This window comes from Pseudomonas sp. Irchel 3E19 (assembly GCF_900187585.1).
Classification (GTDB): domain Bacteria; phylum Pseudomonadota; class Gammaproteobacteria; order Pseudomonadales; family Pseudomonadaceae; genus Aquipseudomonas; species Aquipseudomonas baetica.
Genome location: NZ_FYDT01000009.1, coordinates 26,836 through 41,346 on the forward strand (window position 1 = coordinate 26,836; position 14,511 = coordinate 41,346).

The window sequence follows — 14,511 nt, forward strand, 5'->3', positions numbered from 1 at the left end:
TCAATCCCACTGCGGCGCAATGCCGTTGGGACTGGTCAGACGCTGGCCGCGCTCCAGCGTGGCGATTTGCGCCATGTCGGTCTCGCTCAGCGTCAGTGCAGTGGCGCCGAGATTGCTTTGCAGGTTGGCGCGCTTGGTCGATGACGGAATCACCGCGTAACCCGATTGCATCGCCCAGGCGAGGGTGACTTGCGCGGCCGTGGCGTGCAGGCGTTCGGCGATCTGCTGAATCAGCGGATCCTTTAACACTTCGCCGTAAGCGAGGGTCATGTACGAAGTGATGTGGATGCCTTGGCTCTGGGCAAATTCGACCACTTTGCGGTTTTGCAGGTACGGGTGCAGCTCGATCTGGTGGGTGGCGATGTTGTCGGCGCCGACCACGGCAATCGCCTGTTTCATCAAGTCGATGGTGAAGTTGGAAATACCGATCTGCCGGGTCAGGCCCAGGCGTTTGGCTTCCAGCAACGCGCCCATGAATTCTTCGACTGGCACCTGATTTGCCGGCGACGGCCAGTGGATAAGCGTCATGTCGAGGTAATCGGTTTGCAGTTTTTGCAGACTCTCTTTGAGGCTGTGGATCAAGCGATCCCTGGCGAAATTGGCCACCCAGATCTTGCTGGTGATGAACAGTTCTTCGCGCGGGATGCCGCTGGCAGCGATCGCCGCGCCGACGTCGGCTTCGTTTTCGTAGATCTGTGCGGTGTCGATGACCCGGTAGCCGAGCTCAAGGGCGGTGCTCACCGAATCGATGACAACCTGGCCTTGCAGGCGAAACGTACCCAGACCGAAAGCGGGGACAGACATGAAGGACTCCAGGGTTGCAGTGGGAATGGGCAGGAGTATCCGCGTCTGTTTCCGTGAGAAAAACCGTTGGTGGGGCAAAGCACCTTTGATCTCAGGTCAAGAATCTTCCTACAGGGTTTTGCCAGCGTTCATTGTTCTCCATATAGAACGATGAGGCTGATTTTTGCCGTCTAGTGCATTGGTCGTCATGGATTTAAGATCAATTCATTGCGTCACTCATCAATTTGGAGCTCTCCATGAAAAACATCATCGGTATCTACACCAGCCCACGCGGCCATTGGGTCGGCGATGGGTTTCCGGTGCGCACACTGTTTTCCTACGACAACCTGGGCAAGCACATCAGCCCATTCCTTTTGCTTGATCACGCCGGGCCTGCCGAATTCACCCCGACCACTGAACGGCGCGGTGTGGGTCAGCATCCACACCGGGGTTTTGAAACCGTCACGATTGTCTATGACGGCGAAGTGCAACACCGTGATTCCACGGGCAGTGGCGGCACCATCGGTCCGGGCGATGTGCAGTGGATGACCGCGGCTTCCGGGATCCTGCACGAAGAGTTTCATTCGGAAAACTTCGCCAGAACCGGCGGCAAACTGGAAATGGTCCAGTTGTGGGTCAACCTGCCGGCCAAGTACAAAATGGCTGCGCCGGGTTACCAGACGATTGTCGACGGCGATATTCCGAGCATTGCGCTCAAGGACAATGCCGGCCATCTGCGCCTGATTGCCGGTGAGTTCGATGGTCAGAAAGGTCCTTCGCGCACCTTCACGCCAATCGACGTGTGGGATCTGCGCCTGAATGCCGGCAAGTGGCTGACACTGGATCTGCACGAAGGTCGCAATACCGCGCTGGTAGTGTTGAAAGGGACGGTGCAGATCAACGGTGATGAAGTCGCGCGTGAGGGGCAGTTGGCACTGTTTGAACGCGATGGCCAGCAACTGACCCTCGAAGCGAACCAGGATGCGGTGGTGCTGCTGCTCAGCGGTGAGCCGATTGACGAACCGATCGTCGGCCACGGCCCGTTCGTGATGAACACCGAGCAGGAAATCCATCAGGCCTTCGCCGACTTCCAGTCCGGGCGCTTTGGCCGGATGCATGCCTGACACTAACCCCTGTAGGAGCTGCCGCAGGCTGCGATCTTTAAAAATATCGCAGCCTGCGGCAGCTCCTACATTAGGTTTTGTGGCGTTTTTTGGCGGGTGTTCGTTCTCTGAAATCAATTGCTCCTACACTGTCCCAATCTGTGCGATCTTCTCGCGATTGGCCTTCGTCGGAGTTGTTTGATGCTGTCTGTGCTGACCGAACACCCGCTGTTTTGCGCGTTGATCCTGATCCTGCTCGATCTGGGGCTGTGGCGCCTGATCAGTTCCCGTGGCAGTGAGTGGAAACTGCTGGTGCGAGTGCTGATATTCACCTTGTTCAGCATTGTGCTGTTCAACGAAGGCCTCAACCCGATGGAGCCCGCGCCGTGGGCCGACAACGTACCGCTGCACCTGGCAGCGACCGGGTTGCAGATTGGCTGGTGGCTGTTCGGCGCACGCACCCTGACGGTGTTGATCGGCGCAGTGATGATGCAGCGGGTCGGGCACACCGGGCGGTTGTTGCAGGACTTGCTCGGCGCGGTGATTTTCTTGATCGCGATCATTGCGGCACTGGCCTACGTGCTGGATCTGCCGGTCAAAGGCGTGCTGGCGACGTCGGGCGCCTTGGCGATCATCGTCGGTCTGGCGCTGCAGAGCACGTTGAGCGACGTGTTTTCCGGAATCGTCCTCAACACCACCAAACCCTATCAACTCGATGACTGGATCTCCATCGACGGCACCGAAGGCCGCGTCACCGACATCGACTGGCGCGCCACACGTCTGCAAACTAGTCAGGGCAGCATGGCGGTGATTCCCAATTCGCTGGCAGCCAAGGCCAAGATCATCAACTTCAGTCGGCCGAGCAATATGTTCGGCGTGTCGGTGACGGTGCAAGTCAGCCCGCATTCGCGGCCAAACTCAGTGATCGATGCGTTGGAACGCGCCATGCAGGGCTGTCGGCAATTGCTCGACACGCCGGCACCGAGCGTGGCGTTGAAAGCCTCTGGCAGTAGCGGTGTGGAGTACGAAATCAGTGGTTTCGTCGCATCCATGAGCGAGAAACGCGAGGTGCGCAATCAACTGTTCGATCTGGCGTATCGGCACTTGCAGGCATCCGGGGTCAATTTGCTGTCGAGTGTCGAACCCAATGCGACAAGCAATCTGTCCCGGCCACGTGCGTTACTCGACAGTTCGCCGATTTTCTCGACGCTGCGTCAGGAAGAGAAAGACACCTTCAGCCAGAACATGACCCTGCAAACCTTCCGTGCCGGCGAGCAGATTCTGGGGGCAGGGGAGGTCAGCGATCACCTGTTCATCATTGAGTCCGGCGTGGTCACGGTGACACTGACGCGCCATGGCACACCGTTCGAGTCCGGGCGCATGGGGCCGGGTGAAGTGATTGGCGAGGCCGGCATCCTGTCCGATTCGTCGGTGCCCGCCGCGTTTATCGCTAAGACCTTCTGTGGCTTGTACCGCATCGAAAAGACTTATCTGAAACCGTGCCTGGATGCCCGTCACGATATCAGCGATGCCATGAAAACCTTGCTTGATTACCGGCGGCATAAAGCCCAGGCCCTGACTCAGGACGAGCCGGCGGTCGTGCCGAAAAAAGGCTTTTTGCAGTGGTTGCGCAATCGCGCCTGAGTGATCCTGCGTTACTCGTAGCTGGCGAGTTTCCGTTCCAGGTGCAGGCGCACTTGCGGACACTCATCGTCGATGATGCTGAAACGCACCGAGTTGCGCTTGCGCCCGTCCGGCATGATCCGTTTGTGGCGCACGGTGCCTTCCTGCTGCGCACCGAGGCGCAGGATCGCGCTGCGTGATTTCTGGTTGTTCTCGTCGGTGATGGCGAGCGCCTGTTACGCCGCAGTGAACCGATCCGATGCAACCAGTGCGGTGGCCGCAGGGTCACAATTTTATTCCTGACGGCAGGAGCCCGGACGATGAAAAACCTGCGGATTGCTACCTTCAACGTCAATGGCCTGCGTGCGCGGCTACCCAATCTGCTTGATTGGCTCAAGCGCGAGCAACCGGACATCGTTTGCCTGCAAGAGCTGAAATCGCTCGACAGCGCGTTTCCCGCTACCGAGCTGGAGGCCGCCGGTTATGGCGCAATCTGGCACGGCCAGGCCGCGTGGAATGGCGTGGCGATTCTCGCCCGTGACGCGCAACCGCTGGAGAGCCGGCGCGGCTTGCCGGGGGATCCTGATGACAAGCACAGTCGGTATATGGAAGCCGCGGTGCATGGCGTGCTGGTCGGTTGTCTTTACTTGCCCAACGGCAACCCGCAACCGGGACCGAAGTTCGATTACAAACTGGCCTGGTTCGAGCGGCTGATCAGCTACGCGAAGGATCTGCAAAGCAGAGATCACCCGGTGGTGCTGGCCGGTGACTACAATGTCGTGCCGACGGACATGGACATCTACAACACCCGCTCATGGCTCAAGGACGCCTTGCTGCAGCCCGAGAGCCGCGAGTGTTATCAGCGACTGCTGGATCAAGGCTGGACCGATTCGCTGCGGCAGCTGTACCCGGACGATCGCCTCTACACCTTCTGGGATTATTTCCGCCAGCATTGGCAAAGCAACTCGGGTTTGCGCATCGACCATCTGCTGCTCAACCCGGCGCTGAGTCCTTATCTGCACGAGGCCGGTGTAGACGCCTGGGTGCGTAACGAGCCGCATGCGAGCGACCATGCGCCGACGTGGATTCGCATCGGTTCACGCAAGAAACGCTAGAAGCGATTGGTGAAATCAATTGTCGAAGACAGTGCCCGATCCCGTATACATGGCGACCATCAACGCAGTGACCTGCGGCCCCATGCATAAGGATCGAGCAATGAGTGAGCCCCGCCTGACTAATCTAAAGCTGTACCTGCAACGGTTGGGTTTTGAAGCACCACCGGCGCCGACGCTGGACACCTTGCGTCAATTACAGTTGCGCCACACCGGTGTCTTCCCCTTCGAAAACCTCGCGACGATTACCGGCGCCCCGGTGCTGATCGATCTGCCCTCGATTGAACAGAAAGTCCTGCACAGCAGCCGTGGCGGTTACTGCTACGAGCTCAATAATCTGTTTTTTAACCTGTTGCTTGAACTGGGTTTCGACGTTCGCGCGATCAGCGGGCGGGTGGTGATGACTCAGCCCGAAGGCACCTGGACCGCGCGCACGCATCGCCTGACTCTGGTGACCCTCGATGGCGAACGCTACATCACGGATGTCGGCTTCGGCGGCATGGTGCCGACTGCTCCGCTGATACTCGACACCGAGAACGAGCAAGCCACCCCGCACGAGCCTTATCGCATCGAAAAACAGGCTGATGGCTACATGCTGCGCGCCAACGTTGCCGGGGAATGGCGGTCGATGTACCTGTTCGATCTGCAGCGCCAGGAAGACATCGATTTCACCATCGGCAACTGGTACGTCTCGACTCATCCCGAGTCACCGTTCGCCAACCGGCTGATGGTCGCGCGCACGGGTGATGGCTGGCGCAAGACGTTGAACAACGGCAGCTTCGCCGTCCATCGCATGGGCGCCGATAGCGAACGGCGCGAAGTGACCGACGTTGATGAGCTGATTGAATTGCTGCAGCAGGAATTTGCTCTTCGCCTGCCCGAACAACCGCAACTGCGCCACGCGCTGGGGCGGATGATTGTCGCGCCTGAAGCCTAGGGCTTCGCCTCCGGCTCCAGTACCCGGCGAATCTCCCCGACGGCCGCCGACAGCTTTTTCTCAAGACTCTTGAGGTCGGCGGCGGTAATACCTTTCTTGAACTGCCCGCCGTGGTCAGACTCGGTCTGGCCCTGACTCTCTGCGCCATTGAGCAAGGCATGGCGAAGGGTGTTATTGATCACCGTCTGATAACCAAACCCTTCGTTCTCCGCCACGGTGCGCGCGGCCTCGATAACTGCATCGTCGAGCATGATGGTGATGCGGGTTTTGCCCTTGGTGGACACCACTGCGTCACGTTTGCCCTGAGAGAAGTCGTATTCGTCTTTCATCGGTCAAGCCTCCAGAAAATACTCGCAACGTTCGCTCGGTGTGGCGACACGCGCAGAAATGATTCGTATGACATTCGCTTCGCGGTAACTGTACGCAACCACCAGTAAACGTCCCTTGGCGTCGAGGCCGAGGGTGATCCAGCGTTGTTCGTCATGGTCGTTGTCTTCAATCGTCAGCGCTCGTTCGTCGTGAAAAACCGCTTCGGTCTCGGCGAGGCTCACGCCTCTGTGCTTGAGTTTGTTGGCTGCGTTCTTGCTTTTGTCGTACTGAATGTCGAATGACTTCATTATGCATACTTTATATGTATAAAAAAGAGCTCGACCACACCGTTGGTCGCCGTGAACACTTCAGCCTAGTGGGGGATGGTGGAGGGGCAGCGAGGCATGTGTTGCCGCATTTGTGGGGGATACAAGCAGCGGGATAGAAGGTTGGGTGGCTACCTATCCATTATGTGACTGATAAGTTGTATACAACTCTATGGACATTTGTCACGAGTATTGAATACAGTGTGCGCATAACAAAAACCAGGGAACCCCCCCAACCATGAAAACGCCCCATGTTTCACACCAACGGCCCGAGGACGAAAATCTCGGGGTCGGCGCGAATATGGCTTACGGCCTGCAACATGTTCTGACCATGTATGGCGGTATCGTCGCGGTGCCTCTGATCATCGGCCAGGCGGCCGGGCTGTCGCCGGCGGACATCGGTTTGTTGATTGCTGCTTCATTGTTTGCGGGGGGGCTGGCGACGTTGCTGCAAACCCTGGGTCTGCTGTTTTTTGGCTGTCAGTTGCCGCTGGTGCAGGGCGTGTCGTTTTCCGGCGTGGCGACCATGGTGGCGATCGTCAGCAGTGGCGGGGAGGGCGGCTTCCAGTCGGTGCTTGGCGCGGTGATAGCGGCCTCGCTGATCGGGTTGTTGATTACCCCGGTATTCTCACGAATTACCAAGTTCTTCCCGCCATTGGTCACCGGCATCGTCATCACCACCATCGGTTTGACGCTGATGCCGGTGGCAGCGCGCTGGGCCATGGGTGGCAACAGCCACGCGCCGGACTTCGGCAGCATGCAGAACATCGGTCTGGCGGCGGTCACGCTGGTGCTGGTGCTCCTGCTGAGCAAGGTCGGCAGCTCGACCATCTCACGCCTGTCGATCCTGCTGGCCATGGTGATCGGTACGGTGCTGGCGGTGTTCCTTGGCATGGCGGATTTCTCCAGCGTCACCACCGGCCCGATGTTCGGCTTCCCGACGCCGTTCCACTTCGGCATGCCGACCTTCCACTTCGCTGCGATCCTGTCGATGTGCATCGTGGTCATGGTCACGCTGGTGGAAACCTCGGCGGACATCCTCGCGGTCGGGGAAATCATCGGCACCAAGGTTGATTCCAAGCGTCTGGGCAACGGTCTGCGTGCGGACATGCTGTCGAGCATGTTTGCGCCGATCTTCGGTTCGTTCACTCAAAGTGCCTTTGCCCAGAACGTAGGGCTGGTGGCGGTGACCGGAATCAAGAGCCGTTTTGTGGTGGCCACTGGCGGTCTGTTCCTGGTGATTCTCGGCCTGCTGCCGTTCATGGGGCGGGTGATCGCGGCGGTGCCTACCTCCGTACTTGGCGGCGCCGGTATCGTGCTGTTCGGCACCGTGGCCGCGAGCGGTATCCGCACGCTGTCGAAGGTTGATTACCGCAACAACGTCAACCTGATTATCGTCGCCACCTCGATTGGTTTCGGCATGATCCCGATTGCCGCACCGAACTTCTACGATCACTTCCCGAGCTGGTTTGCGACCATTTTCCATTCGGGCATCAGCTCGTCGGCGATCATGGCGATCCTGCTCAACCTTGCGTTCAACCACTTCACCACCGGTAACTCGGACCAGCAATCGGTGTTTGCTGCGGCGGAAGAGCGGACCCTGCGTTATCGCGATCTGGCGGCGCTGCGTGAGGGCGACTACTTCAGCGACGGCAAACTGCATGACTGCGATGGCAAGGAAGTGCCGGTGATCGAGCCTGATGCGGATCACGACCATGGGCATGGTGTGTCAAAGGTGCAGACGAAAAGCAGCGAGCATGTCTGACCGTTGTGTCTGAATAGAAAAGGGCCGGTCAGCGGTTAGACTGATCGGCCCTTTTTATTGCGCATTTTTCGAGCGCCCACAAAAAAGCCCCTGAATCTTTCGATTCAGGGGCTTTGCTATTTGGCTCCACAACCTGGACTCGAACCAGGGACCCAATGATTAACAGTCATTTGCTCTACCAACTGAGCTATTGCGGAATTGGTGCGTATGTTACTGATTCAAAAAGAGAAGTCAAGCATCGATTGTGAAATTAAGTGATTCCTCGGGATAGACGGTGGTTTATCGGCAATTGACGGTTACCAGAACTGCAGTAGAGGTCTACCATGGCCGCCCGGAAGTGGTCACACGCGCTGCCGGCCATTCGCCGAAAAGGTACGCGCCATGAAACATTCTGCCCGTAACAACGAGGTGTTCGCATGAGCACCACGCAAATCAGCCTGCCTAAAGGGGTAGGGCCGCATGCCGAAAAACTCTTCGAGGCAATCACCCAGGCAAGCACTGCCGAAGAACTGAACCGCGCCGGCGGCAAGGCTGAAGGGTTTGTCCTCGGCCTGGAAAGCACCAAAGCGATCAAAAGCCAAGTCGCCGAATCGCTGTACGTCGTTTATGACGATGCGGCCGCTCAGCGCGCGACTGAACTGGCTTAACTGCCGAACGTAATGGTGCCGAGCATCAGTTTGGCGTAAGCCGCAGTGGCCGCCAGTTGTACCAGCCACAGCACCAGACCGCCAAGAAATACCCCGGCCGCGACTTGCAGCACCAGGCTTCTTTCACGTTTGGCCGGGGGGCGAGGGATGAAGTCATCCAGATCGTCACGGTCGGCGCGCAGGTTGTCGTTTTTCATGGGGAGTTCTCGCGAAAAATTCAGGTTGTCTCATAACCTGTGGGAGCGAGCCTGCTCGCGAATGCGCTGGGTCAGTCGCCATCATTGCTGGCAGACAAACCGTATTCGCGAGCAGGCTCGCTCCCACCATTCAGATTTGTGTGCAGTCTAGAGGGAATGCAACAGTTCTTCGGACAAATAAAAAACGGGAAGCCCAAAGGCTTCCCGTTTTTCGTCACGCTGCGAAATCAGATGACCTGAACAATCGCATCCGTGACAGCCTTGATGTTGCTCTGGTTCAGCGCCGCCACGCAGATGCGGCCGGTGTCGAGAGCGTAGATGCCAAACTCGTTGCGCAGGCGGTGAACCTGTTCGGTGGTCAGGCCGGAGTAGGAGAACATGCCGCGCTGGCGACCAACGAAGCTGAAATCGCGCTGCGGGGCTTTTTCGGCCAGCAGGGCAACCATCTGCTCACGCATGCCGCGAATGCGCAGACGCATTTCCGCCAGTTCGGCTTCCCACTGAGCGAGCAGTTCCGGGCTGTTCAGCACAGCGGCGACGATGCTTGCACCGTGGGTCGGCGGGTTGGAGTAGTTGGTGCGGATCACGCGTTTGACTTGCGACAGCACGCGCGCGCTTTCTTCTTTCGATTCGCTGATGATCGACAGGGCGCCAACACGCTCGCCGTACAGCGAGAACGACTTGGAGAACGAGCTCGACACGAAGAAGGTCAGGCCGGATTCAGCAAACAGACGCACAGCGGCGGCGTCTTCATCGATGCCATCACCGAAACCCTGGTAAGCCATGTCGAGGAACGGTACGTGCCCCTTGGCCTTGACCACTTGCAGCACGTTGTTCCAGTCCGCCGGGCTCAGGTCGACGCCGGTCGGGTTATGGCAGCAGGCGTGCAGCACAACGATCGAGCCGTTCGGCAGGGCGTTGAGGTCGTCGAGCAGGCCGGCACGGTTCACATCGTGAGTGGCGGCGTCGTAGTAGCGGTAGTTCTGCACCGGGAAACCGGCGGTTTCGAACAGCGCGCGGTGGTTTTCCCAGCTCGGGTCGCTGATCGCCACAACAGCGTTCGGCAGCAGTTGCTTGAGGAAGTCGGCACCGATTTTCAGTGCGCCGGTCCCGCCGACGGCCTGAGTGGTGATGACGCGACCGGCGCTGATCAGCGGCGAGTCGTTGCCGAACAGCAGCTTTTGCACCGCCTGGTCGTAGGCGGCGATGCCATCGATCGGCAGGTAACCGCGCGAAGCGTGTTGAGCAGCGCGAACGGTTTCGGCTTCGATCACGGCGCGCAGAAGTGGAATTCGCCCCTCTTCGTTGCAGTAAACACCTACACCCAGATTGACCTTGGTGGTCCGGGTATCGGCGTTGAATGCTTCGTTGAGGCCCAGGATTGGATCGCGGGGTGCCATTTCGACAGCGGAGAACAGGCTCATTATTACGGCGGCTCTGAATGGGGAGTGGAGGGACGTGTCGCGCTCCAGCCGAATGCACTAGAGCGGTGCACAAACGGGGAGCTAGTATAGAGGCCATCAGCGAGCAATGGCGACAGTCGAATCGGCTTTTAGGGTAAGTTTTTCCGATTATTTCTCGACCGTTAGTCGATTGACTCTGTCAGAGTCTTTACCGGATGTAGGACGTTTGCCTTGAAAGCTGAGGCAATCGACACCACATTGAGCACAATCCAGGTTTTTTCTTGCGCGACATCGGTCGTTTGCGGTCGTCCCCGTGGTGTTCCGCTTTGCTCGGAATGCCGCGATCCCAGAGGTGTATATGTCCGAATTCCAGCTCGTCACCCGCTTCGAGCCCGCCGGCGATCAGCCGGAAGCCATCCGCCAACTGGTGGAGGGCATCGAAGCCGGGCTGGCGCACCAGACGCTGCTCGGTGTGACCGGCTCGGGCAAGACCTTCAGCATCGCCAATGTCATTTCGCAGATACAGCGTCCGACGCTGGTGCTGGCGCCGAACAAGACCCTGGCTGCGCAGTTGTATGGCGAATTCAAGGCGTTCTTCCCGAACAACGCCGTCGAATACTTCGTTTCCTACTACGACTACTACCAGCCTGAAGCCTATGTGCCGTCGTCCGACACCTTCATCGAGAAGGATGCGTCGATCAACGACCACATTGAGCAGATGCGGCTGTCGGCGACCAAGGCGCTGCTGGAACGCAAGGACGCGATCATCGTCACCACGGTGTCGTGCATCTACGGTCTGGGCAGCCCGGAAACCTATTTGAAGATGGTGTTGCACGTCGATCGCGGCGACAAACTCGATCAGCGCGCACTGCTGCGCCGTCTGGCCGACCTGCAATACACCCGCAACGACATGGATTTCGCCCGTGCCACGTTCCGCGTGCGTGGCGACGTGATCGACATCTATCCGGCGGAATCGGATCTGGAAGCGATCCGCATCGAACTGTTCGACGACGAGGTCGAGAGCATTTCGGCGTTTGACCCGCTGACTGGCGAAGTCATCCGCAAGATGCCGCGTTTCACCTTCTATCCGAAGAGCCACTATGTGACGCCGCGCGAAACCCTGCTTGGCGCCATCGAGGGTATCAAGGTCGAGTTGCAGGAGCGTCTCGAATACCTGCGCAGCAACAACAAACTGGTGGAAGCCCAGCGTCTGGAGCAGCGCACCCGATTCGACCTGGAGATGATCCTCGAACTGGGCTACTGCAACGGCATCGAAAACTACTCGCGTTACCTCTCGGGTCGCGACTCCGGTCAGGCGCCGCCGACCTTGTTCGACTATCTTCCTGCCGATGCCTTGCTGGTGATCGACGAATCCCACGTCAGCGTGCCGCAGGTCGGCGCGATGTATAAAGGTGACCGCTCGCGTAAAGAAACCTTGGTGGAGTACGGTTTTCGTCTGCCATCGGCGCTGGACAACCGGCCTATGCGTTTCGACGAATTTGAAGGCATCAGCCCGCAAACGATTTTTGTCTCGGCCACGCCGGGCAATTACGAGGCGGAACACGCCGGTCGCGTTGTCGAGCAACTGGTGCGTCCGACCGGCCTGGTGGACCCGCAAATCGAAATCCGTCCGGCGTTGACTCAGGTGGATGATTTGCTCTCGGAAATCACCAAGCGTGTGGCGCTGGAAGAACGCGTGTTGGTCACCACGCTGACCAAGCGCATGTCGGAGGATTTGACCGATTACCTCGCCGACCACGGCGTGCGCGTGCGCTATCTGCACTCGGACATCGACACCGTCGAGCGGGTCGAGATCATTCGTGACCTGCGTCTGGGTACTTTTGATGTGCTGGTCGGGATCAACCTGTTGCGCGAAGGTCTGGACATGCCGGAAGTGTCGCTGGTGGCGATTCTTGACGCGGACAAGGAAGGCTTCCTGCGTTCCGAGCGCTCGCTGATCCAGACCATCGGCCGGGCGGCGCGAAACCTCAATGGTCGGGCGATTCTGTACGCTGATCGCATGACCGGTTCTATGGAACGGGCGATTGGCGAGACCGAGCGGCGCCGTGACAAACAGATCGCCTTCAACCTCGAAAACGGTATTACCCCGAAAGGCGTGTTCAAGGATGTCGCCGATATCATGGAAGGCGCCACCGTGCCCGGCTCGCGCAGCAAGAAGCGCAAAGGCATGGCCAAGGCTGCCGAGGAAAACGCCAAATACGAAGCCGAATTGCGCTCGCCGAGCGAGATCACCAAGCGGATTCGAGCGCTGGAAGAGAAGATGTATCAGTTGGCGCGGGATCTGGAATTTGAAGCGGCGGCGCAGATGCGTGATGAGATTGCCAAGTTGCGTGAGCGGCTTTTGGCTGTTTGATTGTGCGGTGAATTATCCGGCCTTATCGCGGCCAACGGGTCTGATAGACACAAACCTGGCTTAAATGCCGTGCCCGCTGGAGCGGGGCGGGTGTCGCCTGTTACCATTCGCCGCTTATTGATCTTTGCTTTTCATTCTTTTCGAGACATGCCATGACCACCGTCCGCACTCGCATCGCGCCATCGCCTACCGGCGATCCCCATGTAGGTACCGCTTACATCGCATTGTTCAACTACTGCTTTGCCAAGCAGCATGGCGGTGAGTTCATCCTGCGCATCGAAGACACCGACCAGTTGCGTTCGACCCGCGAGTCCGAACAGCAGATTTTCGACGCCTTGCGCTGGCTGGGTATCGACTGGAGCGAAGGCCCGGACGTCGGCGGCCCGCACGGCCCATATCGCCAGAGCGAGCGTGGCGACATCTACCAGAAGTATTGCCAGCAACTGGTCGACATGGGCCATGCGTTCCCCTGCTTCTGCACCGCTGAAGAGCTGGACCAGATGCGCGCCGAGCAAATGGCTCGCGGCGAAACCCCTCGTTACGACGGCCGCGCACTGCTGCTGTCCAAGGAAGAAGTCGCGGCCCGCCTGGCCGCTGGCGAACCTCATGTGATCCGCATGAAAGTGCCAAGCGAAGGCGTCTGCGTGGTGCCGGACATGCTGCGTGGCGACGTTGAGATCCCGTGGGATCGCATGGACATGCAAGTGCTGATGAAGACCGACGGCCTGCCGACGTACTTCCTCGCCAACGTGGTCGACGATCACCTGATGGGCATCACCCACGTTCTGCGCGGCGAAGAATGGCTGCCGTCGGCACCGAAACTGATCCTGCTTTACGAATACTTTGGCTGGGAGCAACCAGAGCTGTGCTACATGCCGCTGCTGCGTAACCCGGACAAGAGCAAGCTGTCCAAGCGCAAGAACCCGACGTCGGTGACGTTCTATGAGCGCATGGGCTTCATGCCGGAAGCGATGCTCAACTATCTCGGGCGCATGGGCTGGTCGATGCCGGACGAGCGCGAGAAGTTCTCGCTGCAGGAAATGGTCGACAACTTCGACCTCAAGCGTGTCTCCCTCGGCGGGCCGATTTTCGACATCGAGAAGCTGTCGTGGCTTAACGGCCAGTGGCTGCGCGATCTGCCGGTGGAAGAGTTCGCCGCACGCGTGCAGAAGTGGGCATTCAATTCCGAATACATGATGAAGATCGCGCCGCACGTTCAGGGCCGCGTCGAAACCTTCAGCCAGGTTGCACCGCTGGGCGGCTTCTTCTTCGCGGGTGGCGTCAATCCTGATGCCAAACTGTTCGAATCGAAAAAGCTCTCGGGCGATCAGGTTCGCCAGTTGATGCAGTTGATCCTGTGGAAGCTGGAAAGTCTGCGTCAGTGGGAGAAGGACAACATCACCGCGACGATCCAGGCGGTGGTCGAATCCCTTGAGCTGAAACTGCGCGACGCGATGCCGCTGATGTTTGCCGCGATCACCGGGCAGGCGAGTTCGGTGTCGGTGCTCGATGCGATGGAAATCCTCGGACCGGACCTGACCCGTTTCCGCCTGCGCCAGGCGATCGACCTGCTGGGTGGCGTGTCGAAGAAAGAAAACAAAGAGTGGGAAAAGCTGCTGGGCGCTATTGCTTAAGCGCGTCTGACTCTGCAGGAACCGCCGAAGGCCGCGATCGTTTGATTCCGGCCTTCGGCGTTTTTCCCCCGGATTTTCAGGGGGAGGGCGGTAAGTGATTGTTATGCCGACAAAAAACTTTGAAATATTTTAAAAATAAGTTTGACAGCCCTCCGATACGCCCTTAAGATTCGCCCCGTCCTCAGCGATGACATCAACGATGAGGGGCTATAGCTCAGCTGGGAGAGCGCTTGCATGGCATGCAAGAGGTCGACGGTTCGATCCCGTCTAGCTCCACCAATTTACACTTCGATGCCTG

Annotated in this window: 13 protein-coding genes, 2 tRNA genes and 1 pseudogene; 9 read left to right on the plus strand and 7 right to left on the minus strand. The window is 58.7% G+C overall.

The window, feature by feature from the left end; genetic code table 11:
- The gene (dkgB, locus tag CKW18_RS07915; RefSeq protein ID WP_095188332.1) at positions 1 to 804 is read right to left on the minus strand and encodes a 2,5-didehydrogluconate reductase DkgB; all 804 of its coding nucleotides are present in this window, start codon (positions 802 to 804) and stop codon (positions 1 to 3) included.
- A gap of 236 nt (positions 805 to 1,040) precedes the next feature.
- On the opposite strand from dkgB, the gene CKW18_RS07920 reads away from it, so the two are divergent.
- Both CKW18_RS07920 and CKW18_RS07925 read left to right on the plus strand, forming a co-directional pair.
- The gene (locus tag CKW18_RS07920) at positions 1,041 to 1,907 is read left to right on the plus strand and encodes a pirin family protein (protein ID WP_095188333.1); all 867 of its coding nucleotides are present in this window, start codon (positions 1,041 to 1,043) and stop codon (positions 1,905 to 1,907) included.
- A gap of 180 nt (positions 1,908 to 2,087) precedes the next feature.
- A complete protein-coding gene (locus CKW18_RS07925; RefSeq protein WP_095188334.1) occupies positions 2,088 to 3,530 on the plus strand; it encodes a mechanosensitive ion channel family protein in 1,443 nt (480 codons plus the stop codon).
- 11 nt (positions 3,531 to 3,541) lie between these two features.
- Here CKW18_RS07925 and CKW18_RS07930 read toward each other — a convergent pair.
- Positions 3,542 to 3,730: pseudogene (locus CKW18_RS07930) on the minus strand (GNAT family N-acetyltransferase); the annotation flags it as partial.
- 99 nt (positions 3,731 to 3,829) lie between these two features.
- Between CKW18_RS07930 and xth the strand changes: the two are divergent.
- Together xth and CKW18_RS07940 are read left to right on the plus strand one after the other, a co-directional pair.
- On the plus strand, positions 3,830 to 4,624 hold the full coding sequence (gene xth / locus CKW18_RS07935; protein ID WP_095188335.1) for an exodeoxyribonuclease III: 795 nt from the start codon (positions 3,830 to 3,832) through the stop codon (positions 4,622 to 4,624).
- 100 nt (positions 4,625 to 4,724) lie between these two features.
- A complete protein-coding gene (locus tag CKW18_RS07940) occupies positions 4,725 to 5,558 on the plus strand; it encodes an arylamine N-acetyltransferase (RefSeq protein WP_095188336.1) in 834 nt (277 codons plus the stop codon).
- Here the strand turns inward: CKW18_RS07940 and CKW18_RS07945 are convergent.
- Positions 5,555 to 5,887, minus strand: a complete 333-nt coding sequence (locus CKW18_RS07945; protein WP_095188337.1) for a BrnA antitoxin family protein — start codon at positions 5,885 to 5,887, stop codon at positions 5,555 to 5,557. The genes CKW18_RS07940 and CKW18_RS07945 overlap by 4 nt on opposite strands.
- 3 nt (positions 5,888 to 5,890) lie before the next feature.
- Positions 5,891 to 6,175 carry a BrnT family toxin gene (locus tag CKW18_RS07950; RefSeq protein WP_095188338.1) on the minus strand — a complete coding sequence of 95 codons (285 nt, stop codon included), beginning with the start codon at positions 6,173 to 6,175 and terminating at the stop codon, positions 5,891 to 5,893.
- 256 nt (positions 6,176 to 6,431) lie between these two features.
- Here CKW18_RS07950 and CKW18_RS07955 point away from each other — a divergent pair, with 256 nt between their 5' ends.
- A complete protein-coding gene (locus CKW18_RS07955; RefSeq protein ID WP_095188339.1) occupies positions 6,432 to 7,958 on the plus strand; it encodes a nucleobase:cation symporter-2 family protein in 1,527 nt (508 codons plus the stop codon).
- 121 nt (positions 7,959 to 8,079) lie between these two features.
- Here the strand turns inward: CKW18_RS07955 and CKW18_RS07960 are convergent.
- A tRNA-Asn gene (locus tag CKW18_RS07960) sits at positions 8,080 to 8,155 on the minus strand.
- Positions 8,156 to 8,374: 219 nt separating this feature from the next.
- Here CKW18_RS07960 and CKW18_RS07965 point away from each other — a divergent pair.
- Positions 8,375 to 8,605, plus strand: a complete 231-nt coding sequence (locus CKW18_RS07965; protein ID WP_095188340.1) for a hypothetical protein — start codon at positions 8,375 to 8,377, stop codon at positions 8,603 to 8,605.
- Here the strand turns inward: CKW18_RS07965 and CKW18_RS07970 are convergent.
- Complete coding sequence (locus CKW18_RS07970) at positions 8,602 to 8,802, minus strand: hypothetical protein (RefSeq protein WP_095188341.1); 201 nt, start codon at positions 8,800 to 8,802, stop codon at positions 8,602 to 8,604. The two genes, CKW18_RS07965 and CKW18_RS07970, sit on opposite strands and share 4 nt — an antisense overlap.
- A gap of 227 nt (positions 8,803 to 9,029) precedes the next feature.
- Complete coding sequence (locus tag CKW18_RS07975) at positions 9,030 to 10,226, minus strand: amino acid aminotransferase (RefSeq protein WP_095188342.1); 1,197 nt, start codon at positions 10,224 to 10,226, stop codon at positions 9,030 to 9,032.
- 337 nt (positions 10,227 to 10,563) lie between these two features.
- Here CKW18_RS07975 and uvrB point away from each other — a divergent pair, with 337 nt between their 5' ends.
- The 3 genes from uvrB (at position 10,564) to CKW18_RS07990 (ending at position 14,492) form a co-directional block, all read left to right on the plus strand.
- Positions 10,564 to 12,579 carry an excinuclease ABC subunit UvrB gene (gene uvrB, locus CKW18_RS07980; protein ID WP_095188343.1) on the plus strand — a complete coding sequence of 672 codons (2,016 nt, stop codon included), beginning with the start codon at positions 10,564 to 10,566 and terminating at the stop codon, positions 12,577 to 12,579.
- Positions 12,580 to 12,731: 152 nt separating this feature from the next.
- Entirely contained in the window at positions 12,732 to 14,213 is a 1,482-nt protein-coding gene (gene gltX, locus CKW18_RS07985) for a glutamate--tRNA ligase (protein ID WP_095188344.1), read from the plus strand.
- Positions 14,214 to 14,416: 203 nt separating this feature from the next.
- Positions 14,417 to 14,492: transfer RNA gene (locus tag CKW18_RS07990), tRNA-Ala, on the plus strand.
- Positions 14,493 to 14,511: the final 19 nt, after the last annotated feature.

Bases quoted from the DNA above. Each gene is read 5' to 3' on its own strand.
- dkgB (WP_095188332.1), bottom strand. From the start codon at position 804: ATGTCTGTCCCCGCTTTCGGTCTGGGTACGTTTCGCCTGCAAGGCCAG.
- CKW18_RS07920 (WP_095188333.1), top strand. From the start codon at position 1,041: ATGAAAAACATCATCGGTATCTACACCAGCCCACGCGGCCATTGGGTC.
- CKW18_RS07925 (WP_095188334.1), top strand. From the start codon at position 2,088: ATGCTGTCTGTGCTGACCGAACACCCGCTGTTTTGCGCGTTGATCCTG.
- xth (WP_095188335.1), top strand. From the start codon at position 3,830: ATGAAAAACCTGCGGATTGCTACCTTCAACGTCAATGGCCTGCGTGCG.
- CKW18_RS07940 (WP_095188336.1), top strand. From the start codon at position 4,725: ATGAGTGAGCCCCGCCTGACTAATCTAAAGCTGTACCTGCAACGGTTG.
- CKW18_RS07945 (WP_095188337.1), bottom strand. From the start codon at position 5,887: ATGAAAGACGAATACGACTTCTCTCAGGGCAAACGTGACGCAGTGGTG.
- CKW18_RS07950 (WP_095188338.1), bottom strand. From the start codon at position 6,175: ATGAAGTCATTCGACATTCAGTACGACAAAAGCAAGAACGCAGCCAAC.
- CKW18_RS07955 (WP_095188339.1), top strand. From the start codon at position 6,432: ATGAAAACGCCCCATGTTTCACACCAACGGCCCGAGGACGAAAATCTC.
- CKW18_RS07965 (WP_095188340.1), top strand. From the start codon at position 8,375: ATGAGCACCACGCAAATCAGCCTGCCTAAAGGGGTAGGGCCGCATGCC.
- CKW18_RS07970 (WP_095188341.1), bottom strand. From the start codon at position 8,802: ATGAAAAACGACAACCTGCGCGCCGACCGTGACGATCTGGATGACTTC.
- CKW18_RS07975 (WP_095188342.1), bottom strand. From the start codon at position 10,226: ATGAGCCTGTTCTCCGCTGTCGAAATGGCACCCCGCGATCCAATCCTG.
- uvrB (WP_095188343.1), top strand. From the start codon at position 10,564: ATGTCCGAATTCCAGCTCGTCACCCGCTTCGAGCCCGCCGGCGATCAG.
- gltX (WP_095188344.1), top strand. From the start codon at position 12,732: ATGACCACCGTCCGCACTCGCATCGCGCCATCGCCTACCGGCGATCCC.